Raw genomic sequence first — 25,890 nt, 5'->3', positions numbered from 1 at the left:
ACACAGCCGCGTCGTGTCACACCTCCAGGAGGAGGTCGCCGGCCGGGACCGGGCGGGCGAAGTGGTAACCCTGTGCGGTGTCGCAGCCCAGGCCACCCAGCGCCTTCGCGGTCGGGTCGTCCTCGACGCCCTCGGCCACCACGGTCAGGCCCAGGTTGTGGGCCAGGTCGACGGCCGAGGCCACGAGCGCGTGGCTGGAGGCGTCGGCGACCATGTCGGACACGAACGAGCGGTCGATCTTCAGCTCGTCGACGGGCAGCAGCTTGAGGTACGTCAGCGACGAGTACCCGGTGCCGAAGTCGTCGATCGACGTCTTCACGCCCAGCTCCCGGACCCGGCGCAGAGCCTCGATCGTGGTCGTCGGATCGGACAGCACGGTGTGCTCGGTGATCTCGATGCACAGCAGCTCGCCGGGCACCCCGCTCGACTCCAGCAGCGCGGCGACCCGCCCCGGGAACGACTCCTCGAGCAGGCTGCGCGTCGAGACGTTCACCGCGACCGGGATCCGGTGGCCGGCGTCCATCCAGGTGCGGGCCTGCTGCAGGGCGATGGTGAGGACCCGCTCGGTGAACGGGTGGATCAGGCTCGTGGTCTCCAGCACCGGCACGAACTGTCCCGGCGGCACCGGTCCACGCGTCGGGTGGTGCCAGCGGGCCAGCGCTTCCACCCCGGACAGCGAACCGTCGGTGAGTGACACCTTCGGCTGGTAGTGCAGGGTGAACTGCGAGTCGTCGGTCAGCCCGCGCCGCAGGTCGCCGAGCAGGGTGAGCCGGTCGGCGCTGTCCTGCCCGGTGCCGCCGTTGAACCGGCGGAAGCTGTCGTGCTGCTGTTTGGCGTCGTGCATGGCGCTGTCGGCGTGCCCGAGCAGGGTGGTGACGTCGTCGTCCGGCGCGGCGGTCGCCGCCCCGATGCTGATCTCCAGGTCGACGGTGATGTCGCCGAGGTGGAACGACTGGTCGAACGCCTCCCGCAGCCGGGCCGCGACCACGTCGGTGCGGGCCGGGTCCAGGTCGCGCAGCAGGATCGCGAACTCGTCGCCGCCGGTCCGCGCGACCAGGTCGCTGTCACGGACCACCTCGGACAGCCGCCACCCGGCCTCGGCCAGCAGCCGGTCACCGATGTGCGGGCCGAGCTGGTCGTTGACGTGCCGGAACCCGTCGATGTTGACGGTCAGCACGGTGATGCCGGGGTCGGACGGGTCCGGCCGGGCCGCGGACAGCGCCTTCTGCAGGCCGGACGTGAAGGCGGCCCGGTTCGGCAGCCCGGTCAGCATGTCGGTGGCGGCCAGCGCCTCGACCTGCCGGCGGTGGGCGCGGGTGTGCCAGGCGAACAGGGCGAGCACGAGCAGGCTCAGCGCGAACGCGATCACGCCGTCGCGGACCAGCCGGTGCGAGTCCTGCCGGGCGGCCGCCTGGTTCTGGGTGTACCGCTGCTGGTAGCGGTCGCGCAGGCTCAGCAACCGGTCGGTGTTGCGCTGGTAGGTCGGCTCGATGACGGTCTCCAGCGTGCTCAGCGCCTTCGCCGTCTCGCCGCGGTCCAGCAGCGACAGGTACCAGATGATCACCTGACGCAGGTTGGCCTGCCGCCGGGCGATGGTGCCGGCCTCGGTCACGTCCCTGCCGTCCGGGGCGACCTGGGCGATCGCCAGGGTGGCCCGGTACGTCTCGTCGTCGACGGCGAGCAGCCGCTGCCGCTCGGGGCCGTCCGGGTTGTCGGCGGTCGCCTGGATCAGTGACATCTCGTACGCCGAGAGGTAGGCAGCGTGCTGGTAGGCGGTCACCCGTTCGCCGTCGAGAACGACGTCCTCCACGATGGCGGCGTGCCGCCGGTCGTCGATCAGGGAGAAGCCGGACAGCAGGGTCAGCGACACGATGAACGAGGCGATGACCCACCGGCGGGTACGGCGCAGGCCGTCGCGTCCCCGGCGCCTCATCCGCCCACGACCCGGTTGCGTCCGGTGCGCTTGGCCTCGTACAGCGCCTCGTCGGCGAGCTTCTGCAGCTGGTCCGGCCCGCCCGGGTGGGTGAGCGGGGTGCCGGAGGTGACCCCGACGCTGACGGTGACGATGCCGCCGCCGGCGAGCGCGTGCGGCTGCGCCAGGCGTGCCACGGCACGGCAGGCCCGTTCTGCGACGACGATCGCGTTCTCGGCGGCGGCGCCCGGCATCACGATGCAGAACTCCTCGCCCCCGTAGCGGGCCACCAGGTCGGTGTTGCGCACACTGGCCACCAGCGCGTCGGCGACCTGCCGCAGGCACTCGTCACCGCCCTGGTGACCGTAGTGGTCGTTGTACTTCTTGAAATGATCGATGTCGATCATGGCGACGCCGATCGGCTCACCCGACCGCTGCGAGCGCATCCACGTGTCGTCCAGGAACGCGGCAAGCTTGCGCCGGTTCGGCAGCCCGGTCAGCGGATCCGTGACGGTGAGCAGCTCGAGACGGTGGTTCGCCCGGGCCAATTCCTCGGTACGCTCCGCGACCGCCCGTTCCAGCGACGCGTAGATCTGCGCGTTCTCCAGCGACACGGTCAGCTGCCCGGCGATCAGCAGTACGCCGTCGAGCCGGCCGGCCGAGAACGCGCGCCTGCTGAGCCGGTTCTCCAGCACCAGCACGGCCCGCGGCTCGCCGTGCGCGATCACCGGCGCCACCAGCAGCGAGCAGTGATCCAGCCCGGCCAGGTACGGGTCCCGCCCGACCCGGTCGTCCAGCGACACGTCGTCGACCAGCAGCGGTTCGCGGGTGCGCTCGGCGTACCGGATCGCGCTCAGCGGCAGCAGCCCCTGCCGGGCCGCCTCCTCGACGTCGAGTTCCGGCCGGTCGCCGTCGGCCGGCAGCACCCAGCGGGTGTCCCGGTCGTCGCGCAGCACCACGTGCACCGCGGTGGCACCGGTCATCGCGCCGAGCACCTGCTGCACCCGGACCCGCAGCCGGTCCACATCGGTCTCCGAGCTCAGCGCCCGCGCCGCCTCGAGAACCGCCATCAGGTCGATGACCTCGGTGGACAGGTTGATGCTGTGGGAGCCGCCTACCGTGGCGGGCCGCGTGGTGGCGGTGCCGCCCAGCGCCGAGCCGAGCGCCGGGTAGGACCGCTTGAGCGCGTGGACCTTGCCGGTGGCGCCCCATCGGGCGTACCCCGGCAACGCCTCGGACAGCAGCCGCGCCCCGACGTGCTCCAGGCCGTGGTCCAGGTAGAACCGGGCCGCCAGCTCGGTGATCAGCGGGAAGTGCCACGCACGGCCGGCGGTCTCCGCGTCGGACATCGCCGCGTCGTAGGCGGCCGCCGCCGCCGCGAACTCACCGTTCACCGCGGCCCGGGTCGCCTCGACCAGCCGGTACAGGTGCCGGAAGTTGCCCGGCTGCCAGCCCGCACGGGTGGCCAGGAAGTCGTGGCTGCGGTCGAGGGCGGCCAGCGCCTCCGCCCGCCGCCTGCCGGTCGCCTCCCGCGCGGTGACCGCTGCGGCCAGCGCGGCGAAGACGTGCGCGCCGGCCAGCGTGTAGGCCTCCGGCATCTGTGTCACCACCCGCATCGACTCCGCGCTGGTGCGGACCAGGGTCTCGTCGTCCTGGAAGATCACCGCCGACAGCGAACGCAGGTTCGTGAAGACGGAGGCCGCCGCCGGGCTGCCGGCGAGGCCGGCCAGGTGCTCGTCCTCGTCGTCGCCGAACGACCCGCCGGCTGTCTCACCGCGCAGCGCACGGACCAGACGCAGGTACGACTCGAACATGGCCGCGTCGTCACCCGCGCCGATCCGCTCGCCGAACGCCACGGCGGCCTGCGCCTCACGGCGGAACGACTCGAGGTCCGGAATGCTGTCGAGCATGTGCGGCACCGAGGCGTGGTAGGTGTAGAGGGCGTTGCGCAGGTCGCCGCCGCGCAGCAGGCCGTCGCGGGCCTCGTGTGCCAGGCGGATCCCGTTCTCCAGCGGCTCGAACCACGGCTGGGTCGCGACCACGTGCAGGAACCGCACCTGCGAGGTCTCCGGTTCGTAGCCGCGGCTCTCCCCGGTTGCGAGCACGTGCGTGACCGCCCGGTACGCGGCCCGCGGGTCACCGCCGCCACCGAGCGTGACCATGCCGATGTTGCCCAGGACGCCGGTCAGTGCCGCGCAGACACCGTGTTCCGTCCACAACTCGGACGCCTGCGCCACCAGCCACGCCATCCGCATCCGGTCGGCGAAGAACGCCGCCCCGGTCAGCCGGTTGATCACGTGCGCCGCCGCGAGCAGCCGCGGATCGGTCATCTCCGGCCGGTCGGCGCTGTCGCCGCCGGTGGCCAGCCAGCCGTGGAACGCGGCCAGCGCGGCACCGATCCTCGGCGCCATGGCCTCCGGGTCGGCGGGCACGTCGATGCCCAGCTCGGCGAGCAGGTCCAGACCCAGCGACAGTGCCTCGCCGAGCATCCGGCGGTTGGTGAGCGTGCCGAGGTGCTCGGCGACCGGGCCGGACCGCCACACCGGGTCGTGGGCGGGCGTGTTCAGTTCGGCGAAGACCCGGTCCGCCTCGTCGAAACGGCTCAGCGCGCACAGCGCCGCGTGCCATTCGGCGCGCAGCGTCGCGTACATCTCATGGGTCTGATCGAGCAGTCGCAGCGCACCCGCGAGATGAACCTCGGCCGTCGCATGGTTGGCGACGCGCCGGGCGGCCGTGGCGGACCGGCGCAGCAGTTTCGCCGCGGCCTCGGTCTCGCCCGGGCCGGCCGTGCCCGGGACGAGCAGCTCGTCGATCGCGGCCAGGTACAGCGGCGCCGCCTCCGGGGCCGGCGCCAGGTCGCGGGCCAGCGACAGGCTCAGCCTGGCCCGCCGTGTCGTGTCGAGCCGGCCGTACGCCGCCTGCTGCACCCGGTCGTGCCGGAACCGCGCGGTGCCGTCGCCGACCGTCACGAGCCCGTCGTCGACGGCCGCGGTCAGCGGCGCGCCGAGCAGCTCCAGGGGCACCTCGCCGCCGAGGCAGGCCATCAGGTCGACAGCCTCGCGGGTGCCGTCCGGCAGCGCGTCGATCCGCGCACCGATCAGCGCCACCACGTCACCGTGCCCGACGAAGTCGCGCACCGAGGCCGCGTCCCAGCGCCAGCCGCCGCCGTCGGGCACCAGCACACCCTCCCGGCGCAGCGCGTTGAGCAGTTCGACGGTGTCGAACGGGTTGCCGCGGGTCCGCTCGGCCAGCACCTCGGCCAGCCGCCCGGCCTCCGGCAGCCGCAGCATCCCGGCGATCAGCACTCCCAGGTCGCCGCCGCTGAGGTTGTCCAGGCGCACCTCGCCGGCGTCGCCGCGTTCCCGGTGCAGGCGGGCCAGCACGGCGGTCAGCGGGTGGGCCTCGTCGACCTCCTCCTCTCGGTAGGCGCCGAGCACGAGCAGGCCCGGCACGTCCGGGTTGTCGAGCACGTCGTCGAGGAAGCTGAACGCCGACCGGCTCGCCCACTGCAGGTCGTCGAGGAACATCACCAGCGGCCCGGTGCCGGCCACCGCGCGCAGCAGGGCCAGCCCGGCCTTGCGCAGGCGGGCGAAGAACGCGCGCGGGTCCTCGGTGGACCGCTCCGGCTCCACGTCCAGCAGCGCCCGGAACGCCGGCATCGCCGCGGCGATCAGCCCGCAGTCCGCGCCGAGCGCCGCGCGCAGCCGCTCGCGCAGCCCGGCCACCACGTCCTCCGGCTCGGCCTGCAGCCGGTCGGCGAGCTGGTCGAACGCCTCGCGGACCGCGCCGCCGCCGAGGTCGTGGTGGAACTGGTCGAACTTGCCGGTCACGAACCGGCCGCCGGCCTCGGCAACCGCGGGGCGCAGCCGGTCCACGAGAGCCGTCTTGCCCACCCCGGGCGGGCCTGTGACCAGCGCGAACGCGCTGCGGCCACCGGACGTCCCGGCGAGCAGCCGATGCAGGGCGGCCAGCGGCGCCTCGCGTCCGATCAGTCGCGCGGGCGGGGCCAGGCGCATCGGGAAGTCACGCTCGCCGAGCACGGTCAGCCGCCCCTCCCGCAGCAGCGTCAGGTCGTGGGCCAGGCCCTCGCCGCTCTGGTAGCGCTGCTCGGGCTCCTTGCTCAGCAACCGCAGGATGATCTCCGACAGCAGGGCCGGGACCCGCGGGTTCACCTCGGAAGGGGCCACCGGCACGCGGGCCAGGTGGTCGTGCACGAGGCTCAGCGGGTCCCGGTCACGCCCGAACGGCGGCTGCCCGGTCGCCAGCTCGTACAGGGTGGCGCCGAGCGAGTACAGGTCACTGCGGTGATCGACCGGCCGGCCGGTGCGCCCGGTCTGCTCCGGTGCCAGGTACGGCAGCGTCCCGGCCAGGCCCGGCACGGTCCCGGCGTCGCGGCTGTCGAGCACCGCCAGCTCGAAGTCGATCAGCGTGGGCCGCCCGGTCTCCGGATCGACCAGCACGTTCGCGGGGCTGACGTCCCGGTGCACCACACCGCTGCGGTGCACTCCGGCGAGAATCCCGGCCAGGTCGGCCGCCAGGTCCAGCAATGCGCCGGTCGCCCAGACCTCTTCAGCGATCGTACGGCCGGAGTCGTCCCGCAACGACAGGATGCCGTCCAGGCTCTCCGGAGCCAGGCGGGGCGTCCCGCCGACCGATTCCAGGCGCCGCAGCACAGCCAGTTCGTTGCTCAGGCGGGCGGCCGCCCCGGCCCCGAGCGGCTGCTTGCGCACGACCGAGATCCCGTCGTCCAGACGGACACGGGTCACCCGGGTGCGGTCGCTGTCGTGGAGCAGCACTTCGGCGCGGTCTTCGATCACGCGCTGCCGATCGGCCCCGGCCCTCCCACTCTGAGTCTTGCTCCCGCTCTGCCACCGACGGCCCGCTTGCTCCGGCTGTGCCGGACCGCTGTCATAGCGCGTCTGAGACAGCGGTGAGGCCCAGCCGGGTCTCACTCTCCGGGGTGTTTGAGGGCGGGACATGGTCATGTCCGGCGGCCGCCGCGGGTTTCATGAGTTGATCGGGGCACTGCGTGGCAGGGAAGACCCCGCGTCCTGGAGGTGCCGTTCCGGTGGCCGATCTTGATCTCATCCTCACCGCCCTCGCCGCCGGGGGTGGAGCGGTCGCCACGGCGATGGCCGAGCAGACCGCGCGGGACGCCTACGCCGTGCTGAAGTCGCTGCTGCGGCCGTACCTGCGGCACAGCGAGGCGGCGTTGCGGGAACTCGACGCCGACCGCCCCGACCGCCGGGTCATCGAGGCGCACCTCGACACCGACGCGGCGGCCGGCGACCGGGAGCTGCTGGCGGCGGCCCGGGCTCTGCTCGACGAACTCGGGCACGGGCCGGCGACGTCGTTCAGCGTCGGGACCGTTCAGGGGGATCTGAGCACGCCGCACTTCCGCGGGCCGGTGACGGTGCACGGCGATCTGCACTTCGGGAGCCGGTCCGGGGAGGTACGCCCCCCAGCGAGCCCGGCGACGACCTGAGACGGCCCGCGTCCGCCGGTGACATCACGCCACGCCGATTCGCCCGCAGCCGAGCGCTGCGCGGCGGACTGATCACACTCGGGCTCGTCGCGCTCGTCGGCGGTGGGGCCGCGATGACCTGGAAGACGGGGCAGCAGAGCGAATCCGGCCAGCTGGCGCTGGATGGCAGTGCCGTGCCCATGGTCACCGTGGCGAAGGCCCCGGAGCCGGTCGCGTCGGCGTCGCCCGTCGCCGCGACCACGGCCACCGGAGGCACTCCACCGGGCCCGCTGCCGACGCCCGGCGGGCGGGACGCGATCACCGTGCCGACGGGGAGCACGCCGCCGAGCACGGAACCGGCCGCCGACGAGACGACGAGTGGGCCCGGGCCGGAGCCGACGGCCACCCCGACGACCGATCCGCCGCCGGTGCAGCCGGATCCGACGCTTGTCCGGCAGGACTCGGGGAACGTGGAACTGCGGTTCGTGACCGGGTACGACTCGGCCGACATCGACAACTGGCATGCCGGCCAGCGCACTGACAATGATCTGATTGCCACGGAGGACGCGCTGCTCACGACGGGTGGCGCCAATCTCGTCATCCTGGCGCAGGGCGAGCCCGACCATCCGACTTGCCGAGGTCTGCGCGACAGCGGGACCGAGCGGGTGCCCTACTCTTCGCTGGCCAAAGGCACGTATCTGTGCGCCCGCAGCTCCGACGGACGTACGGCCTGGTTGCAGATCGCGACGCTGCCCACCGCCGACCGTCAGATGGTCGCCTTCTACGCGTTCACCTGGAACGACCCGACGTGAGGATCCGGCCATCCCCCACCGTCCTGGGGATGGCCGGACGTCTCTCACTCATCGCCGGGCGGTTCTCAGCGGGTGATGGACCACCAGACGGTGGTGTCGGGCGGCAGCACGATGTTGTCGGCGGTGCCCTCGATCGGCCCGCTGGCCAGCAGGAGCTCGCCGGGGCGGCCGACCGCGACCGGCTCGTCGCTCATGTTGACCGTGCAGCGGAAGACCGGGGCGTCCTCGACCTCACGCTCGAAGGCGAGCACACCGGCCGGGGCCGCGATCCAGCGCAGGTTGTCGGTCGGGGCCAGCGCCGGGTCGGTCTTGCGGATCGCGAGCGCGGAGCGGTACAGCTCCAGCGTCGAGCCGGGCACACCGGCCTGTGCGGCCACGCTGAGCGCCGCCCACGAGGCGGGCTGCGGCAGCCAGCTGTCGCCGCCGTCCGGGCCGAAGCCGTACGGAGCCTGGTCGCCGCTCCACGGGATCGGCACCCGGCAGCCGTCGCGGTAGCCGTCCTGGCCGGCCGCGCGGTGGAACGCCGGGTCCTGGCGGGCCTCCGGCGGCAGGTCGATGACCTCGGGCAGGCCGAGCTCCTCGCCCTGGTAGACGTAGGCCGAACCGGGTAGCGCCAGCATCAGCGCCGACGCCGCACGGCCGCGCCGCAGACCGGCCTCGTCGTCGACCTCGGTGGGTTTGCGCCCGGCGGCCTCGCCGTCGATCTTCTGCATCAGGCGGGTGGTGTGCCGGACCACGTCGTGGTTGGACAGCGTCCAGGTGGTCGGGGCGCCGACGACGCGCATGGCGGCCAGCGACTCCTCGATCATCTGCTGCTGCTCGTGCGCGTTCCACGCCGTACCGAGATAGCTGAAGTTGAAGGCCTGGTGCAGCTCGTCGTCGCGGACGTAGTTGGAGACCCGGGCCAGTGTCGGCGCCCACGCCTCGGCCACGGCGATGCGCTCGCCGGGGTACTCGTCGAGGATCCTGCGCCAGTCGCGGTAGATCTCGTGCACGCCGTCGCGGTCGAAGAACGGGCTCTCACCGGCGCCGAGCAGGTGCCACTCGCCGATGTCGCCGAGGTCGGGCAGGCCGTCCTCCTTGACCATGCCGTGTGCCACGTCGATCCGGAAGCCGTCGACGCCGAGGTCGAGCCAGAACCGCAGGATGGTCTTGAACTCGTCGCGGACGGCCGGGTGCTCCCAGTTGAAGTCGGGCTGCTCGGGTGCGAAAAGGTGCAGGTACCACTCGCCGTCCTCGACCCGGGTCCACGCCGGGCCGCCGAAGATCGACGGCCAGTCGTTGGGCGGCAGCTCGCCGTTCTCGCCCTGGCCGGGGCGGAAGTGGTAACGCTCGCGGAACGTCGAGCCGGGGCCGTCGGTGATCGCGCGCTTGAACCACTCGTGCTGGTCGGAGGAGTGGTTCGGAACCAGGTCGACGATGACCCGCAGGCCGAGGGCGTGCGCGCCGGAGATCAGCCGCTCGGCGTCGGCGACAGTGCCGAAGATCGGGTCGACGGTGCGGTAGTCGGAGACGTCGTAACCCGCGTCCGCCTGGGGCGAGGCGTAGAAGGGGGAGAGCCACACCGCGTCCACGCCCAGGTCCCGCAGGTACGGCAGCCGGCTGTGGATGCCGGGCAGGTCGCCGATGCCGTCGCCGTTGGAGTCGGCGAAGCTGCGCGGGTAGATCTGGTAGATGACCGCGTTGCGCCACCACGATGCCGGGGGCGCCTCCACGGTGGGCGGTGCGATCAGTTGATCCGTCATGGCGACGAACGCTAGCAGCTTACTAACACGTGTTACATAGGTTGACCGCTGCTTTCTTGCAGCAAGTTCTTGCAGCGAGGTGTTATGCCGGTTTCGCGGTGGATTCCCGGACGATCAGGGAGGTGCCCAGAGTCTGGTGCGGGTGTTGTGCCTCACCCCTGATTGCCGAGATCAGGAAGTCCGCGGCCATCCGTCCCTTGGTCACGATCGGCTGCCGGACCGTGGTCAGTCGCGGACGGAACCAGGAGGACTCCGCGAGGTCGTCGAACCCGGTCACGGACACCTCTGCGGGCACCTTGATTGCAAGTTCTTGCAGCGCATCCACAGCCCCGTACGCGAGCACGTCCGACAGAGCGAGCACGGCGGTCGGCGGCTCGTCACCGGACATCAGGCCGACCGTCGCCCGGTAGCCCTCGGACCGCGTCACCGGCACCTCGGCCAGCCGCACGTCGGCCATCGTGAGGCCGAAATCGGTCAGCGCGTCGGCGATCCCGGCCAGCCGCCGGGCCAGCGGGCCGCGGTAGCCGCGCACCGGCACCTCGGCGCCCGGGTCCATCGACAGCACGGCCAGCCGGCGGTGTCCGAGATCGAGCAGATAGCGGGCCACCTCGCGGGCGCCGCCGCGGTCATCGACCTCGACACTGGGCGCGCCTTCGAGACGGTCGCTGTCGATCAGCACGAACGGGATGCCGCGGCGGGTCAGTTCGGCGACCTCGCCGCGGTCGGCCTCCAGTCCGCACACGATGAAACCGTCGACGGCGGCGTACGGGATGGCCTTGAGCACCGAGTCCTGCAGCGGGGGAGTCAGCAGCAGGGTGTAACCCTCCTGGTCGCACACCTGACCGGCACCCATCAGGAACCGTGAGTAGTACGGGTTCTCCAGGATCCGCCCGAGCCCCTGCGGCAGCAGCACGCCGATCGAGCCGGTGGTGCCGGCCTGCAGCATCCGGCCCAGCGTGCTCGGCGCGTAGCCCAGCTCCTCGGCGGCGGCCAGGATCCGTTCCCTGGTCGCCACCGAGATCCGCTGAGGGTTGTTGAACGCGAACGACACCGCCGAACGGGAGACGCCCGCGGCCGCCGCGACGTCGCTGGACGTGGCCTTTCCCGACGGCATGCGCGGCACACTATCCCAGAGCGTTACCCCGCGGTCACCGGCACGCGGACGACGGCGTCGAAGAGGTAACCGAGAGTGTTGAACTCGGCCACCTCCGGCTGGGTGTTGCCGCGCACGTCGGTGGCCCGGGCCAGCAGCACGTGCTCGCCGGCCGTGGGCGTCCAGTCGTACTCCCAGCGCTGCCAGACCCCGCCCGGCGTGGAGCCGTACGGGCGGGCACGCCGCCAGGTCGTACCGCCGTCGGTGCTGACCTCGACCTCGCGGATCGGCCCGTCCGCCGACCAGGACCGCCCGGTGAGCCGCGTCCGCACGCCGGCCGGGAACGTGGTACCCGGGTCGAGCTCGAAGGCGCTCTTGACGACCTGCCGGTTGATCGGCACGCCCTCGGCCGGGAACTCCGGCCCGAACAGCCGGTAGAACTGGGTGTTCCAGGGGGAGAAGAGCGGTTCGGCGGACACCTCGATCTTCCCGACCCACTTGATCGACGAGATGCCGATCCACTCCGGCACCACGACGCGGACCGGGAAGCCGTGGTCCGGCGGCAGCGGCTCGTCGTTGAGCTCGTAGGCCAGGATCACGTCGTCGAACGCCTTGCGCAGCGGGAACGGCCGCCGGACCGGGCCGAGGTCGACGCCGCCGCTGACGAAGTTGGGGTCGAGGCCGACCGGCTGCACGTCGACGGCACTCTTCTTGATTCCGGCCTTTCGCAGCACCGTGGACAGCTTGACGCCCGTCCACTTGCCGACGCCGATCGCGCCGAGGCGCCACGCCGTACCGGAGACGGTCTGCCCCTGCTGGGTGGTGAAGTAGCCGCGGCCGTTGCCGGCGCATTCGATCGCCACCGGCCGGGTGACGCTGGGCAGCCGCTTGAGGTCGTCGAGAGTGAAGTGTGCGGTCCGGGTCCCTGATCCGGAGATCTCCAGGCTCCATGTGGACGCGTCGATCGTCGGGGTCACCGTGTGGTTGCGGACGAAGAAGCGGTCCACCGGCACGTAGTAGCCCTGCCCCTTGAGCGACGACCAGAGCGTCTCGGCGTTGGTGCCGAGACTGCGGAACAGGTCGGGCGGCAGCGGCTTGACGATCGGTCCGGCAGCCTGTGCGGGACTGCCCGGCAGTGCCGCGCCGACACCCGCGGCGGCGGTCAGCGCGAGCAGCGTCCGCCGGGAGAAACCGCTGGTCCGGCCAGCCATGAAGTCGCGCAGTCTGCGTTCGTCGAATTCACCCTCGTTCATGGCGACACATCCTATCGATTCAATAGGAGTTGTAGAATAGTCTGGGCCGCATGGACTTCCACTGGTTCCTCCCCACCAACGGCGACAGCCGCGACATCGTGGCCACCGCCGAGGGCGTGCGGCCCCTGACGATCGGCTACCTCGGGCAGATCGCCCGCAGCGCCGAGCAGCTCGGCTTCGTCGGCGCGCTCACCCCCACCGGTGCCTGGTGCGAGGACGCCTGGTTGTCCACCGCGATGCTCACCGAGGTCACCGAGCGGCTCAAGTTCCTGGTCGCGTTCCGGCCCGGCCTCATCTCGCCGACGCTCGCGGCGCAGATGGCCTCCACGTTCCAGCGGCTCTCCGGCAACCGGCTGCTGCTCAACGTGGTCACCGGGGGCGAGTCGCACGAGCAGCGCCAGTTCGGTGACTTCCTCGACAAGGACTCGCGCTACGCGCGGACCGGCGAATTCCTCACGGTGGTCAACGGGTTGCTGCGGGGACAGACGATGTCGTACGAGGGTGCGCACATCCACGTCGAGGAGGCTCGTCTGGCCCGTACCCCTCAGATCCGGCCGGCCATCTACTTCGGTGGATCGTCGAAAGCGGCCGGCCCGGTCGCCGCGGCGCACGCCGACGTCTACCTGACCTGGGGCGAGCCGCCCGCCCAGGTGGCCGAGAAGCTGGCCTGGATCCGCACGCTCAAGCCCGACATGCGGTTCGGCATCCGCCTGCACGTGATCACCCGCGACACCGCCGAGGAGGCCTGGGCCGAGACCGGGCGGCTGCTGCGCAACGTGTCGCCGGCCGACGTCGAGGCCGTGCAGGCGGGCCTGGCACGCAGCGAGTCGGTGGGCCAGCAGCGGATGCGTGACCTGCACGGCGGCGACCGCGACGGCCTGGTCGTGTCACCGAACCTGTGGGCCGGGGTCGGCCTGGTCCGCGGCGGCGCCGGAACCGCGCTGGTCGGCAGCCACAGCGAGGTCGCCGACCGGATTCAGGAGTACGCGGCGCTCGGCATCGACGAGTTCATCCTCTCCGGCTACCCGCACCTGGAGGAGGCGTACCGGTTCGGTGAGGGCGTGCTGCCCGAGCTGCGCCGCCGCGGCGTCTGGCGGCACCCGGCCGGCGACACCGGCCCGGCGCCCGCCGCCATCCCGTTCGCGGGCATGCCCCTGACCCGCTGACACCCGCCGCGCCGCGCGTTCGCGCCTCCCCTGCCGGCTTCCGCGGCCTCACATGGCGATGCCGGGTGGCCCGCGGGCCACCCGGCATCCCTGGCGGTGAGTGAAGCCTTACCGGTTCGTGTCCCCGGCCTGTTCGGCGATCTTCGCGCGGTTCACTTCGTCCCAGTCGGGCCGTGACCGGGCCTTGTCCGCGTCGCCGTCGGCGGGTGGCGCGACGCCCTGCGGGCGGCCGGGCCACCAGAAGCGGTCACCCGTGAGGGTGGCCAGGGCGGGGACCAATACGGTGCGTACGAGCAGCGTGTCCAGAAGAACACCGATGCCGACGATGACGCCGATCTGGGTCAGGGTGACCACCGGAAGCACGCCGAGCACCGCGAACACCGCCGCGAGCAGGATGCCCGCGCTGGTGATGACCGCGCCCGTCATGGCCAGCGCATGCACCATGCCGTCCTTCGTGCCGCGCGTCGCCGCCTCCTCCTTGGCCCGGGTGACCAGGAAGATGTTGTAGTCGACACCGAGCGCCACCAGGAACAGGAACGAGAACAGCGGCACCGAGTTGTCCAGCGCCGGGTAGTCGAACACGTTCCGGAACAGCCACGAGCCCGCGCCCAGCGACGCCACGAAGCTCACCACCACGGTGACCATCAGCAGCACCGGCGCCACGATCGCCCGCAGCAGCGCGACCAGCACCAGGAACACCACGGCCAGGATCACCGGGACGATGACGGCCAGGTCGCGCCGGGCCGCGTCCCGGGTGTCCAGGGCGGTCGCCACCGTGCCGCCGACCAGCGCCTCGCCGTCCAGGTTCGCCCGCAGGTCACGGATCGTCTGGAACGCCTCGGCGGTGTCCGGGGCGGCCTGCAGCACGGCGCTGATGCTGACCTGGGAGGCGGTCTGCTCGGCGACCCGGGCCTGGGCGACACCCTCGGTGCCGGAGACGGTGGCCAGCACCTGCCCGGCCTTGGCGGGCTCGGTCAGGATGACCGCCGGACCGGCCGCGCCGGCCGGGAAGTACCTGCTCAGCGTCTCCAGGCCTTGCACCGACTCGGCCTCGACCCGGAACTGCTCGGCCTGCGACAGGCCGACCTTGGTGCCGAGCCCGCCGAGCGAGAGCAGCCCGAGGACGATCGCCGACACGAGCGTCACGGCGACCGGGCGGCGGACCACGCCGCGACCGACCTTGGCCCAGAGGCCCTTGCCGTCCTCCGGACCGGCCTGGCCGACCCGCGGGATGAACGGCCAGAACAGGCCGCGGCCGCAGATCACCAGCGCGGCCGGCAGCACGAGCAGCGCGAACACGGCGGCGATGGCGACACCGGCAGCCGCCGTGACACCCAGCGCCACGTTGCTCTTGAGGCTGGCCAGGATCAACGTCAGCAGGGCCAGGATGACCGTGCCGGCGCTCGCCGCGATGGCCGGACCCGCGCCGCGCAGAGCCTTGGCCATGGCCTCGAACCGGCTCTCGTACCTGTGCAGCTCCTCGCGGTAACGGGAGATCAGCAGCAGCGCGTAGTCGGTGCCGGCGCCGAAGACCAGCACCGTGACGATGCCGGTGGTCGAGCCGTTCACGGCCAGGTCGGTGTGCTGCGACAGCAGCGCGATCACCTTGGCGGCGAGCTGGTCGGCGAACCCGACGACGAACAGCGGCACGACCCAAAGGATCGGGCTGCGGTAGGTCACCAGCAGCAGGATCGTGACGACCACGACCGTGACGATCAGCAGCTTCGTGTTGGCGCCGCTGAAGCTGTTCGACAGGTCGGCGCTGAACCCGGCACCGCCGGTGACCTGCGCCGTCACGCCGGGCGGCAGGTCCGTCGAGACCTTGGCGCGCAGGTCCTTGACGGCCTCGATGGTGGCGTCGGCGTCACCGGTGGCCGGCAGGACCACGGTCACCAGCGCGGCCTTGCGGTCGTCGGAGAGGATCGGCTGCCCGAGATCCTTGACCGTGACCAGGTCGGCGTCCGTGAGTGGCTGCCCGCCCTTGGCGACGACGATCAGCGCCGGGTTGGTCCGCCCGGACGGCAGCTGCTTCTGCAGCTCGGCGACCCGCGTCGACTCCGCCGAGGACGGCAGCGAGGACGTCGGGTCGTTGTCGGTCTCGGTCGTCCCGGCGAAGCCGAACACGAGTCCGCCGAGCAGCAGGGCCAGGAGGAGCGTCGCCCATGCCCTTCTCATTGCAGGTGCCCCCTAGAGCAAGTCTTCAAGACTGAGAATCTTTACAATCGAGATTGTTCACCACTGGGCTTGAATCTGCAACACTTACCCCCGTGGAAGTGAACGAGACTGCGGAACGGACGCGGTTACGCAGGGAACTCGTCGACCTGTTGAACACGTACAGCAGCGAGGCGCAGCACATCGGGCACGCCTTCGCCGGTCAGCACCGCCTGCACGCGACCGACATGCACGCACTGTTGGCCGTCATGCACGCCGAACGCCGGGGAACGCCGCTGACACCCGGCAAACTCGGCGAGGCGATCGGCCTGACATCCGGGGCGACGACGGCGCTGATCGACCGCCTCGAACGCGGCGGCCACCTGCGCCGGAGCCGGGAGAGCGCCGACCGCCGGGTCGTGCACCTGCGCTACGCCGACGCCGGGATGGCCCTCGCCCTGTCGTTTTTCGCGCCGCTGGCCCCGCGCACCGACGAGGTGATGGCCCAGTTCGGCGTCGACGAGCTCCAGGTGATCGAGAAGTTCCTGCAGGGCATGAACGGCGCGCTGATCTCCTACCGCGACGAACTCCGAGGTCACTGACACGCGGCCGGGTTGCAACGGACGTGCACCGGCAGGGTCTCGCAAGCGGGGCGGGTGGCTGCCGATCTGAGGCGGCGTGCGAACCGAGCCCCTACTCGCCGAGGCCGATGCCCTGCTCGCCCGCGGCCGTGCCCACAATGCCGAGCGCCTGCTCGCGCCCTTCGTCGGGCGCGAGCCCGAGAACGTCGGCGCCTGGCACCGGATGGCCCGTGCCCGGCTCGACCTCGACGATCTGACCGGTGCTCTGCTCGCCGCGCAGGCCGCCTGGCACCTCGACCCGTACGACGCCGAGTCGCTGTTCTGGCTCAGCCACGCCCGGTCGCGGCTCGCCGACCACGCCGAGGCCATCGCGGCCGCGGCCGCCGCCTGCCGGGAGGACCCGGGCAACCCGCGTCTGCACAACCGGCTCGCCGAGGCACAGCTCGCCGCCGGGCTGCCGACCGACGCGGCCGAGGGGCTGCGGTGTGTCGCCGACCTGGCCGGGTACGACGCGGATCTGCAGGTCACGTTCGGCAAGGCGCTGTTCGCGATCGGCCGTCCGCTCAGCGCGCGGGAGGCTCTCGGCCGGGCGCTGGCGATCGACTTCGGTCACGCCGGAGCTCGGGCCATGCTCAAGACCTTCGACAAGGCGATGAGTACGGCGATCGACGCGGCGTCACTGGCGCTGGCAGCCGACGACTTCGCCGAGTCGCTGCGCATCCACCCCGGTCAGAGTGCCCGGCGGCGGACCGGGGCAGGTCGGGACGCGCTCGGGCACGTGGCCCGGGTGGCGCTCGTGTGGTTCCTCGCGGCGCTCGCCGGGGTCGGCGTTCTCGAGGCGACCGGGCTGCTGGTCGCGCCGTCCAGCCTGTACTTCACGCTGCTGCTCGCCGCCGGAACCGCCGGCTGCGTCTCGACCCTGGCGCGCCCGGCCGGCTGAGGAAGCGGCCTGGTTCGTCTCAGGAGCTGCCTGTCGTCTGAGGAGCCGCCCGGCCGGCCGAGGAAGCGGGCCGGCTGAACCCCGCGTCAGTTCGGGTCGCGGAGGCGGCGCAGGATGCGGGCCAGTTCCGTGCGGTCGGCCGGGTCGAGGGCGGCGAACAGGCGCTCGGCCTCGGCGGCGCGGGCCTCGTCGATGGCGCGTGCCGTCGTGACGCCGTCCGCGGTCAGCGCGACCAGGGTGGCCCGCCGGTCGGACGGGTCCGGGCGGCGCTCGACCAGGTTGCGTCGCTGCAGGTCGTCGATCACCTCGGTGGCCGAGCGGGGTGCGATGTGCAGGTGCTCGGCCACGGCGCTGAGCCGCATCTCGCCGTGACGGGAGAGCACGCCCAGCGCGCGGGACTGTGAGGGTGAGACGTTCCACGGCTGCAGGGCGTTGCGGGTGTGCAGGCGCAGGCGACGGGTCACCGCCCAGAACGCCTCGGCCAGGGTCTCCTCCACGGGAACAATCTAACAGCGGCTACCGTTGTAACCTCATGTTGAGGTAACCTCAGCTTTATCCCGGGCGCCCGTGGATCGCACCGACGAGACACGCGAGCGCGTAGCCGTACAGACAAGGATCGCTCTTGGCAGAAAGCAAAGGCCGCGGCGCGGCACGCACCCTGACCCCCGCGGAGAAGGCGCAGGCCCGCGCCGTCCCGCTGCGCCGGATCGGCGCGCTGTTCGTCGGACACCGGCGGCGACTCGCCGTCGTCGTGGCCGTCATAGTCCTCTCGTCCGTCATCTCGATGGGCTCGCCGTTCCTGCTGCGCGAGATCATCGACGTCGCACTTCCGCAGTCCGACCTGCGGCTCCTGATCCTCCTGGTCGCCGGCATGGTCGGCATCGCGGCGGCCACCTCCGCGCTCGGCGTCGTGCAGACCTGGATCTCCACCACGGTCGGCCAGCGCGTCATGCACAGGCTCCGCACGAGGGTGTTCGCGCACCTGCAGCGGCAGTCCGTCGGGTTCTTCACCCGTACCCGCACCGGCGAGGTGCAGTCGCGCATCACCAACGACATCGGCGGCATGCAGCAGGTCGTCACCTCGACCGCCACGTCCCTCGCCGCCAACCTGACCACCGTCGTCGCCACGCTCGTCGCGATGACCGCGCTGTCCTGGCAGCTGACGCTCGTGTCGCTGGTCGCGCTGCCCCCGGCGATCTACTGGACGCGGCGGGTCGCCCGGATGCGCCAGGCCATCACCGCGCAGCGGCAGCGCGAGCTCGCCGACCTCAACGTGATCATCGACGAGGGCCTGTCGATCAGCGGCGTCCAGCTCGCCAAGACCATGGGCGCCGGCGGCGCGCTGACCGCCCGGTTCACCGAGTCCTCGGCCCGCCTCATCGACCTGGAGCTGCGCTCCGAGCTGGCCGGCCGCTGGCGCATGGCCACCATGAACGTCGTCTTCGCGGTCATCCCGGCCGCCATCTACCTGGCCGCGGGCCTGCCGTTCGCGGCCGGCGCGATGAGCATCGGCACGCTGGTGGCGTTCACCGGCCTGCAGGCGGGCCTGTTCCGGCCGCTGATGAGCCTGCTCGACGTCGGCGTCACGCTCACCGCGTCGCTCGCACTGTTCCACCGCATCTTCGAGTACCTCGACCTGCCGATCGAGATCGGCGAACCCGCGACACCGGTCCGGCTCGACTCCGTGCGGGGGCATCTGAAATTCGAGGACATCACCTTCGTGTACGGGGGAAGCACGACGGCCGCCCTGGCCGGTGTGAGTCTGGACGTCCCGGCGGGAACGTCACTCGCGCTCGTCGGCGAGACCGGCTCCGGCAAGAGCACCATCGCCGGCCTGATCGCCCGCCTGCACGACCCGTCCTCGGGCCGCGTGACGATCGACGGCGTCGACCTGCGCGACCTGGCCCTCGACGACCTGGCCGGCATCGTCGGCGTCGTCAGCCAGGAGACCTACCTGCTGCACACCACGATCCGCGAGAACCTGCGGTATGCGAAACCGGACGCCACCGACGCCGACATCGAGCGGGCCGCCCGCGCCGCCCAGATCCACGACCTGATCTCGGCGCTGCCCGACGGCTACGACACCATGGTCGGCTCGCGCGGCCACCGCTTCTCCGGCGGTGAGAAGCAGCGCATCGCCATCGCCCGCACCCTGCTGCGCGACCCGCGAATCCTGGTGCTGGACGAGGCGACCAGCGCGCTGGACAACGAGACCGAGCGCGCGGTGCAGCGCGCCTTCGACGAGCTGTCGCGCGGCCGGACCACGGTGACCATCGCACACCGCCTGTCGACGGTCCGCGACGCCGACCAGATCGCGGTGATCGATCACGGCCGCATCCTCGAGTCCGGCACGCACGACGCCCTGCTACGGGCCGAGGGCCGGTACGCGGCCCTGGCCAGTATTGGGCACTAGACACCTTTTACGGTCAGGGTCTGTTTGGGGCTGGTGGGGACAGTCCTGTCCCGGGCCACCTGATCGCCCAGCCGTGCCCGGTGAACCCTTCCCCCGACCGCCTGATCGCCCAGCCATGGGCGGCGAACCCTTCCCCGGGCTGTTGATCGCCCAGCCGTGGCCGGTGAACCCTTCCCCAGACCGCCTGATCGCCCAGCCGTGGGCGGCGAACCCTTTACCGGGCCGGAGGCAGCGATATCCCGGAGCCCGGCTCCGAAAACGGCCGTAGTTGATCGTCCAGCACCGGGTCGCGGCGGTAACCGACCCCGCGAGCCCGGAGCCCACGACGGTAAAGCCCGCCATCAGCCGACCGAGCGCCACCACGGCTCAGACGGACGCGACTGACGGGCCGGGAACCCCGAGTGCGAAAGGTGTCTAGCCGGTGGCGTCGTCCAGGATGCGGTGCATCAGGGGGAGCGGCAGGTTCGGATTGGCGGCGGCGATGCCGGTGGTCGCGGGGTCCTCGAAGAGTTCCAGCAGACGGTCGAGCGACAACCTCGGATCCTCGGCGGTCCTGTCACGTACCAGCGACTCCGGGTCGTGGCTGAGCCGTTCGACGAGTTCCGGCGTGGCGTCCGGGTGCCGGAGCGCCACGGCACGGATCTGCGGATCCGGATGATCGGCGAGCCGGGCCAGTCCGCCGCGCAGCAGGCTGGGATGCTGCAGGAGCCGGCCACGGGTCATGGTCGTGGCCTCCAGAAACGTGTTGATCACCGTGTCCGGAGGAACGTCGAGGTGACGTTCGCAGAGCAGGAGGCGGACCGCGAGGTCGTCGTCCCCGGCCAGCAGCGCGACCAGATCGGCGGACAGGTCCCGGTTGCAGGCCACGCTGCGGCGCAGGCCGATGTGGGCCGAGCGCGCGCAGCGGTTCTGCTCGCCCGGATCCCGGGTCTCGACCGCCCACCGGGCCGGCGTGATGCGGTCCTCGGGGCCGACGTGGTACTCGATGGCGGCGCGCTGCTCCTCGCTGAGTTCGGGGCGCATCGACACGGCCAGCCTGACCTGCGGGGACGGGTCGGTCGCGAGCCGGGCCACGGTCGCGGCGGACAGCGCCGGTTCGGCGGCGGCGCAGGACCGCGTCCACTCGTTGTCGCTCGCGGCCTGCTCCTCGGCCTCCGCCCGGCTCACCGGCGGCTTCTCGTCGGCCGCCGACGTATCGACACCCAGGCGTTGCTGCAGTTCCACCGGCACGAACGGGTTGAACGTCAGCTGGCGCGCAAGTTTCGGCGACCGGTCGTACAGCCGCCCGTAGGCCCAGTCGGGCAGCGGTGTCGGCTCGGGCCTGAACGACCAGACGAAGAAGTAGTCCGGCCCCTCGGCCAGGACCCTCAGCACCGTCAGATCGGGGTCCTCGACGAGAACCGCCCGCTGTTCGGCGGTGATGTACAGCGCCTCGGCCAGCGCCGCCCGCACCTCGGTGAGGGAGTGCCGGGCCAGCGCCGTGAACTGGTCGCCGGTCCACTCCTTGCGATAGGGAATGACTCGTACGGCCTCCTCCGGCCACTCGCCGGCCAGCCGGGCCAGCAGGTCGGCGGGGATCCTCGGATTGCGGGCCAGGCCACGAATGCGGGCGCGGGCCGGATGGTTGTCGTACAGCGGGACCTCCCGGGGTCGGTCGTCACGAACCGGCGAGGAGCCACATTAGGCAGCGTCTCCGCAGCTCGACAGGGGTCGATCGACCGAGTGACCGGGCGCCGGTCCCTGCCTTAGACTGGAGTCGGTCAATACTCGGCAGGTCCGCAAGGCGACATTTGATGGCTTCGATCTCGTGTCCCCGTCCAGCCTGAAGACATCCGGCTCCGACCGGCGGGGCACGATCCACGGGGATGTCCACCATGGCGAAGAATCCGAGTCCGGCACAAATCACCGATGCTTCCTGGTGGCTGATGGAACAGCTGCTCGCTCGCTCGCCCGGAAGCCGCAACGGCGGCATCTTCGACCGGAAAGAGGGCTACCACAACACCCGGAAGGCACTCCCGCCCGACGACTACTCGGTGGTCGAGCCACCGGACAAGGGCGGCCCGTCGGACAAGGCGGCGGCCTACGACTGGACGTTCCCGGACGCCCAGCGCAGGGACTACAAGACCATCGCCAAATTCGCCCGGCGGCTGCTGGCCGCCGGGAAGGATCCGTTCGATCCCCGGCTGGACGGCTGGCGCGAGTTCTACGGCCAGGCCGACACCGTGGACCAGATCGCGGACGGCTGGGACTTCCGCCACAACCGCAAAGCCGTTCCGAAGGACAACGACAAGCACCTGTGGCACATCCACCTCAGCGAATCCCGCAACAAGGTCACCGACCGGGCCAACAAGGAACTGATGCTGAGCGTGCTGCGCGGCGAAACGCTGGATCAGTGGAGCCTGCGGACCACCGGCGTCGCGACGCAGCGCGGGTGGCGGTGGTGCAACCGCTGTCAGGGCCTCTGGTGGGCGCCGAGCGGAGACGGCGGGAAGTGCCCGGCCGGCGGTGCGCACGTCCGCCACGGCAGCGGGAACTACGGGCTGACCTACGGCCCGAAGGCGGTCGGCCAGAGGGCCTGGCGCTGGTGCCACCGGTGTGACGGGCTCTGGTACAACGGCGTCGACTCCGGCAGCTGCCCGGCCGGCAGCGGGCACGTCAGGGACGGCAGTGGAGACTACGTGCTACCGAAGGCCGACAAGGTGCGCAAGCGGCAGCGCAGCTGGATGCAGTGCCGGAAATGCCAGGGACTCTGGTACGCCGGGCACGAGGACGGGCGCCGCGGACGCTGTGCGGGCGGCGGCGGTCACGAGAGCCCGGACTGGCTCGACTACAGCCTGGATTTCTGGTGACCGCACTTCCGCCGTACCGGATCAGTCGGTGGTGAATTTCTCGAAGTGGACGACCTCGTCGAGGGGGCGGCGCTTCGGCTGGGACCAGCGGCCCTTCGCCGGATGGCCGAGTGGGATCAGCGCCATGGTGAGGGCGTCGTCGGGCAGGCCGAGCAGCTTGCGGACGTCCTCCTCGTGGCCGATGTGCAGGGTCGTGAGGGTGGCGCCGAGGCCGTGCGCACGCGCCGCGAGGATCAGCTGCTGGACCGCGCCGTAGATCGACGAGCCGAGCCGCGGGTTCGTCGATTTCGCGGCGCCCAGCATGACCGGGAAGATCCAGACGGGAGCCTCTTCGAGGTGGTTGGCCAGGTGGTCGGCGGCCAGGAAGCTGGCCTTGCTCATCGGGCCGCCGTCGGGCGCGCCGAGGATCTGCTCGCGGCGGGAGCCGTAGTGGCGCTCCCAGCCCTCGCGGTACCAGCCGGCGATCTGCTTCTTGGTGTCCGGGTCGCGCACCACGATCCAGGCCCAGAACTGGCCGTTGCCGGCGGACGGGCCCCGGATCGCGGCGTCCAGGATGTCGCGGATCACGTCGTCGGCGATCGGCTCGGTGGACAGGTAGCGGCGCGCCGGCGTGGAGTGCAGCGCCTCCATCAGGGAGAGCTCGGTGGTCATGAAGCGAGACTAACGATCCGTTCGGCGACCCGGGCGGCTCCCGTCCCGTCCAGGATCGTGTAGTGGTTCACGTCGGGGACCAGTTCGGCGTCGACGCCGGTGAGCTGTTCGGCACGGTAGAGGCCGGGCTCCTCGTCCATCAGGCCGCGCGGCGCCCAGAGCAGCGGAAACAGCGCGGGAGGGGGGTCGGTCAGCATGTCGGTGGCGTCGCCGCGGATCGCGTCGATGTTGCAGGACGAGCCCGTGCCGGTGAAGTCGCGCAGAATGTAGGCCTCCAGCATGGGTGACCAATAACGGTCGAGCGCCGGGTTCTTCCGGAAGTAGGCGATGTACTCCCCGGCGGAGTCGAACGTCATCGACAGCCGTGCCATCGCGGGTCCGATCACCGCGTGCAGCACCGCGTCGACGTCGAAGCCGGGCGGTACCGGAAGCGCCACACCGCCGTCGACCATCAGTACCGGCCCGACCTGGCCGGGGTGCCTGGCGGCCGTGGCGGCGACCACGAAGGCACCCATCGAGTGCCCGACCAGAATCGGACTTCCGGTGGCGAAGTGTCGAGCGACGGCGAGGATGTCGCCGGCGTGCGCGGCCATGCCGAACGGGCCCGGCAGATGCGCGCTCCCGGCACGTCCGCGCAGATCAGGTGCCACGAGGTGTACGCGTCCGCGCAGCGCCGCCGCCACGCCGGCCCAGGCCAGGGCGTTCGCGGTGATGCCGTGCGCCGCGATCACGACCGGACCGTCGCCGGGCCAGCTCAGCGCCCGCAGCGATCCACCCGCCACCGGGATGTCGATCTCCAGCATCACGTCAGTGTGCCGTCCATCCGCAGTCGATGGTCAGGGAGGCCCCGGTGATCAGCCGTGCCGGTGGCGAGCACAGGTAGGCGAGCAGCTCGGCCACCTCGGCCGGCTCGACGAGTTCCTTGATCGCGGCCCGGTCCAGCAGGATCTTGGAGATCACCTCGGACTCGGCGATGCCGTGCACCGCGGCCTGGTCGGCGATCTGCTTGTCGACCAGCGGTGTCCGTACGAAACCGGGGTTGATGCAGTTCGACGTGACCCCGTGGGTCGCGCCCTCCAGGGCGGTCACCTTGGACAGGCCCTGCACGGCGTGCTTGGCGCTCACGTAGGCCGCCTTGAACGGCGACGCGACCAGCCCGTGCACCGAGGATATGTTGACGATCCGGCCCCAGCCCCGTTCGTACATGTGGGGAAGCACCAGCCTGATGAGCCGGAACGGCGCCTCGGCCATCACCTTCTGGATGAGCGTGTACTTGTCCGCCGGGAACTCGGTCAGCGGCGCCACCACCTGCAGGCCCGCGTTGTTGACCAGCACGTCCACCTCGGACGGCAACGCGTCCACCGCGTCGAGGTCGGACAGGTCGGCGGCTATCGCGCGGCCGCCGGTCGCGTCGGCCACCTCCTTCGCGGCCCGCTCGTCGATGTCCACCACCACCACGTGGGCACCGGCCGCGGCCAGCCGTTCGGCGCATGCGCGCCCGATACCGCTGCCGGCGCCCGTCACCAGCGCGGTCCGGCCCGTCAGATCCAGGTCGACCACCTGTGCCGTCGTCATGGCCGGAAACGTACGGGCCACTCGCCCGCTGCTGGTATGTGTCCGGCCCACACAACCGGATCGCATCCCATGTGATCGACGCCGGTGGTTTTGCTGCAACAGTGTTTCTAGCGTGTGGCCGCATGAAGTACTCGCGTATTCCCGCCGCTCTCGCCGCGGTCGCACTTTTGACGTCCGCCTGCGGCAGCCCGCAGGCCGCCACCACCGACGGCGCGATCCGCGTCGGCATCGTCTACTCCCAGTCCGGCCCGCTGGCCACGTACGGGGCCCAGTACGCGGAGGGTTTCAAGGCCGGGCTGTCGTACGCGACCGGCGGCAGCGGCAAGATCGGCGACCGGGCCGTCGAGGTCACGTACGCCGACGACGCCGGTGACCCGGTCAAGGCGGTCGCCGCCGCGAAGGATCTGATCGGCAAGGGCTACAAGGTGCTCGGCGGGTCGACCTCGTCGGGTGTCGCCCTGCAGGTCGCGCCGCTCGCCGCCGAGAACAAGGTGCTGTTCGTGTCCGGGCCGGCCGCGTCCGACGCGATCACCGGCGCCAACAAGTACACGTTCCGGTCCGGCCGGCAGTCGTACCAGGATGTGCTCACCGCGAAGTCGTACCTCGGTGATGGTAAGAAGGTCCTGGTCTTCGCCCCCGACTCGGCGTTCGGCAAGTCGAACGTGGACGCGGTCACCGCCGTCCTCGGCGGCGCCGGAGCGACCGTCACCAGCATCGCCGTGCCGGCCACCGCGACCGATTTCACCCCGTTCGCCAGCCAGATCAAGTCGGCGGCGCCCGACCTGGTGTTCGTGGCGTGGGCCGGCACCACGGCCGGAGCGATGTGGCAGGCCCTCGACCAGCAGGGCGTGCTCTCCTCGACGAAGGTCGTCACCGGCCTCGACATCCGCGCCTCGTGGGCCGGGTTCGGCGCGGGCGGCACCAAGCTCAACCTGCTCGCCCACTACTTCGACGGGGCCGCCGACAACGCCGCCTACCAGGCGCTGAAGGCCGGGGTGCCGAGCGGCAAGACCGACCTGTTCCACCCCGACGGGTTCGCTGCCGCGCAGATGATCGTGCACGCGCTGCAGACCAGCCCCGACGACGTCGACAAGATGGTCGCCGCGCTCGAGGGACACAGCTTCGACTCGGTCAAGGGCAAGCTCACCATCAGGCCCGAGGACCACGCCCTGCTGCAGCCGATGTTCCAGGCGAAACTCACCGGCGCCGACGCGGTCAGCGCGGCCGGCACCGTCACCGCCGAGGACGCCACCCCGCCGGCCGCGACGATGAAGGGTTGAGCACC

General features: G+C 71.5%; 18 protein-coding genes and 1 pseudogene. 8 read left to right on the top strand and 11 right to left on the bottom strand.

What is annotated here, in order from left to right:
* Positions 1 to 16: 16 nt before the first annotated feature.
* Complete coding sequence (locus CLV67_RS26550) at positions 17 to 1,933, bottom strand: putative bifunctional diguanylate cyclase/phosphodiesterase (RefSeq protein WP_106322998.1); 1,917 nt, start codon at positions 1,931 to 1,933, stop codon at positions 17 to 19.
* The gene (locus tag CLV67_RS26545) at positions 1,930 to 6,729 is read right to left on the bottom strand and encodes a diguanylate cyclase (protein WP_170154002.1); all 4,800 of its coding nucleotides are present in this window, start codon (positions 6,727 to 6,729) and stop codon (positions 1,930 to 1,932) included. The genes CLV67_RS26550 and CLV67_RS26545 overlap by 4 nt, the downstream gene beginning before the upstream one ends.
* Before the next feature lie 251 nt (positions 6,730 to 6,980).
* On the opposite strand from CLV67_RS26545, the gene CLV67_RS26540 reads away from it, so the two are divergent.
* Entirely contained in the window at positions 6,981 to 7,397 is a 417-nt protein-coding gene (locus CLV67_RS26540) for a hypothetical protein (protein WP_106322994.1), read from the top strand.
* Positions 7,398 to 7,510: 113 nt separating this feature from the next.
* Positions 7,511 to 8,188 carry a hypothetical protein gene (locus tag CLV67_RS26535; protein ID WP_106322992.1) on the top strand — a complete coding sequence of 226 codons (678 nt, stop codon included), beginning with the start codon at positions 7,511 to 7,513 and terminating at the stop codon, positions 8,186 to 8,188.
* Between the two features lie 65 nt (positions 8,189 to 8,253).
* Here CLV67_RS26535 and CLV67_RS26530 read toward each other — a convergent pair whose 3' ends face one another.
* From CLV67_RS26530 to CLV67_RS26520, 3 genes are all read right to left on the bottom strand, one after another.
* Positions 8,254 to 9,933 (bottom strand): glycoside hydrolase family 13 protein, encoded by a 1,680-nt coding sequence (locus CLV67_RS26530; protein ID WP_106322990.1) that lies wholly within the window; start codon positions 9,931 to 9,933, stop codon positions 8,254 to 8,256.
* An 82-nt stretch (positions 9,934 to 10,015) separates the two neighbouring features.
* Positions 10,016 to 11,047 (bottom strand): LacI family DNA-binding transcriptional regulator, encoded by a 1,032-nt coding sequence (locus CLV67_RS26525; protein WP_106322988.1) that lies wholly within the window; start codon positions 11,045 to 11,047, stop codon positions 10,016 to 10,018.
* Positions 11,048 to 11,070: 23 nt separating this feature from the next.
* Positions 11,071 to 12,279 carry a sulfite oxidase gene (locus tag CLV67_RS26520; RefSeq protein ID WP_106322986.1) on the bottom strand — a complete coding sequence of 403 codons (1,209 nt, stop codon included), beginning with the start codon at positions 12,277 to 12,279 and terminating at the stop codon, positions 11,071 to 11,073.
* A gap of 50 nt (positions 12,280 to 12,329) precedes the next feature.
* Here CLV67_RS26520 and CLV67_RS26515 point away from each other — a divergent pair, with 50 nt between their 5' ends.
* Positions 12,330 to 13,445, top strand: a complete 1,116-nt coding sequence (locus tag CLV67_RS26515; protein WP_106322984.1) for an LLM class flavin-dependent oxidoreductase — start codon at positions 12,330 to 12,332, stop codon at positions 13,443 to 13,445.
* Positions 13,446 to 13,553: 108 nt separating this feature from the next.
* Here the strand turns inward: CLV67_RS26515 and CLV67_RS26510 are convergent, their stop codons facing one another.
* Positions 13,554 to 15,620 carry an MMPL family transporter gene (locus CLV67_RS26510; protein ID WP_106322982.1) on the bottom strand — a complete coding sequence of 689 codons (2,067 nt, stop codon included), beginning with the start codon at positions 15,618 to 15,620 and terminating at the stop codon, positions 13,554 to 13,556.
* Between the two features lie 92 nt (positions 15,621 to 15,712).
* Between CLV67_RS26510 and CLV67_RS26505 the strand changes: the two genes are divergently transcribed.
* The gene (locus tag CLV67_RS26505) at positions 15,713 to 16,198 is read left to right on the top strand and encodes a MarR family winged helix-turn-helix transcriptional regulator (protein ID WP_106322980.1); all 486 of its coding nucleotides are present in this window, start codon (positions 15,713 to 15,715) and stop codon (positions 16,196 to 16,198) included.
* A 76-nt stretch (positions 16,199 to 16,274) separates the two neighbouring features.
* Complete coding sequence (locus tag CLV67_RS26500) at positions 16,275 to 17,117, top strand: tetratricopeptide repeat protein (RefSeq protein WP_106322978.1); 843 nt, start codon at positions 16,275 to 16,277, stop codon at positions 17,115 to 17,117.
* 86 nt (positions 17,118 to 17,203) lie between these two features.
* On the opposite strand, the gene CLV67_RS26495 is transcribed toward CLV67_RS26500, so the two are convergent.
* Positions 17,204 to 17,614: a MarR family winged helix-turn-helix transcriptional regulator gene (locus CLV67_RS26495; RefSeq protein WP_373873168.1), complete on the bottom strand. Its 411-nt coding sequence runs from the start codon at positions 17,612 to 17,614 to the stop codon at positions 17,204 to 17,206.
* A 161-nt stretch (positions 17,615 to 17,775) separates the two neighbouring features.
* Between CLV67_RS26495 and CLV67_RS26490 the strand changes: the two genes are divergently transcribed.
* Positions 17,776 to 19,530 carry an ABC transporter ATP-binding protein gene (locus CLV67_RS26490; protein ID WP_203737280.1) on the top strand — a complete coding sequence of 585 codons (1,755 nt, stop codon included), beginning with the start codon at positions 17,776 to 17,778 and terminating at the stop codon, positions 19,528 to 19,530.
* 414 nt (positions 19,531 to 19,944) lie between these two features.
* Here the strand turns inward: CLV67_RS26490 and CLV67_RS26485 are convergent, their stop codons facing one another.
* On the bottom strand, positions 19,945 to 20,982 hold the full coding sequence (locus tag CLV67_RS26485; protein WP_106322974.1) for a hypothetical protein: 1,038 nt from the start codon (positions 20,980 to 20,982) through the stop codon (positions 19,945 to 19,947).
* A gap of 383 nt (positions 20,983 to 21,365) precedes the next feature.
* Between CLV67_RS26485 and CLV67_RS54580 the strand changes: the two are divergent.
* Positions 21,366 to 21,932, top strand: a pseudogene (locus tag CLV67_RS54580) (hypothetical protein); the annotation flags it as partial.
* 468 nt (positions 21,933 to 22,400) lie between these two features.
* On the opposite strand, the gene CLV67_RS26475 reads toward CLV67_RS54580, so the two are convergent.
* Genes CLV67_RS26475 through CLV67_RS26465 form a run of 3 tightly spaced genes read right to left on the bottom strand, consistent with a single transcriptional unit; the run spans position 22,401 to position 24,605 of the window.
* The gene (locus tag CLV67_RS26475) at positions 22,401 to 23,030 is read right to left on the bottom strand and encodes a nitroreductase family protein (protein ID WP_106322973.1); all 630 of its coding nucleotides are present in this window, start codon (positions 23,028 to 23,030) and stop codon (positions 22,401 to 22,403) included.
* Entirely contained in the window at positions 23,027 to 23,833 is an 807-nt protein-coding gene (locus CLV67_RS26470) for an alpha/beta fold hydrolase (protein WP_106323218.1), read from the bottom strand. Before CLV67_RS26470 ends, CLV67_RS26475 begins: the two co-directional genes overlap by 4 nt.
* Positions 23,834 to 23,837: 4 nt before the next feature.
* Complete coding sequence (locus CLV67_RS26465; RefSeq protein ID WP_106322972.1) at positions 23,838 to 24,605, bottom strand: 3-hydroxybutyrate dehydrogenase; 768 nt, start codon at positions 24,603 to 24,605, stop codon at positions 23,838 to 23,840.
* A 122-nt stretch (positions 24,606 to 24,727) separates the two neighbouring features.
* Here CLV67_RS26465 and CLV67_RS26460 point away from each other — a divergent pair, with 122 nt between their 5' ends.
* Positions 24,728 to 25,885: a substrate-binding domain-containing protein gene (locus CLV67_RS26460; protein WP_106322971.1), complete on the top strand. Its 1,158-nt coding sequence runs from the start codon at positions 24,728 to 24,730 to the stop codon at positions 25,883 to 25,885.
* Positions 25,886 to 25,890: the final 5 nt, after the last annotated feature.

It is taken from the genome of Actinoplanes italicus (genome assembly GCF_003001815.1).
In the GTDB taxonomy this organism is placed as follows: Bacteria; Actinomycetota; Actinomycetes; order Mycobacteriales; family Micromonosporaceae; genus Actinoplanes; species Actinoplanes italicus.
This window is presented reverse-complemented; position numbering and strand designations above follow the sequence as displayed.

Excerpts from the sequence above, each read along its gene's own strand:
- CLV67_RS26470 (WP_106323218.1), bottom strand. The coding sequence starts at position 23,833 with ATGCTGGAGATCGACATCCCGGTGGCGGGTGGATCGCTGCGGGCGCTG.
- CLV67_RS26530 (WP_106322990.1), bottom strand. The coding sequence starts at position 9,933 with ATGACGGATCAACTGATCGCACCGCCCACCGTGGAGGCGCCCCCGGCA.
- CLV67_RS26515 (WP_106322984.1), top strand. The coding sequence starts at position 12,330 with ATGGACTTCCACTGGTTCCTCCCCACCAACGGCGACAGCCGCGACATC.
- CLV67_RS26460 (WP_106322971.1), top strand. The coding sequence starts at position 24,728 with ATGAAGTACTCGCGTATTCCCGCCGCTCTCGCCGCGGTCGCACTTTTG.
- CLV67_RS26465 (WP_106322972.1), bottom strand. The coding sequence starts at position 24,605 with ATGACGACGGCACAGGTGGTCGACCTGGATCTGACGGGCCGGACCGCG.
- CLV67_RS26535 (WP_106322992.1), top strand. The coding sequence starts at position 7,511 with ATGACCTGGAAGACGGGGCAGCAGAGCGAATCCGGCCAGCTGGCGCTG.
- CLV67_RS26525 (WP_106322988.1), bottom strand. The coding sequence starts at position 11,047 with ATGCCGTCGGGAAAGGCCACGTCCAGCGACGTCGCGGCGGCCGCGGGC.
- CLV67_RS26550 (WP_106322998.1), bottom strand. The coding sequence starts at position 1,933 with ATGAGGCGCCGGGGACGCGACGGCCTGCGCCGTACCCGCCGGTGGGTC.
- CLV67_RS26475 (WP_106322973.1), bottom strand. The coding sequence starts at position 23,030 with ATGACCACCGAGCTCTCCCTGATGGAGGCGCTGCACTCCACGCCGGCG.
- CLV67_RS26520 (WP_106322986.1), bottom strand. The coding sequence starts at position 12,279 with ATGAACGAGGGTGAATTCGACGAACGCAGACTGCGCGACTTCATGGCT.
- CLV67_RS26510 (WP_106322982.1), bottom strand. The coding sequence starts at position 15,620 with ATGAGAAGGGCATGGGCGACGCTCCTCCTGGCCCTGCTGCTCGGCGGA.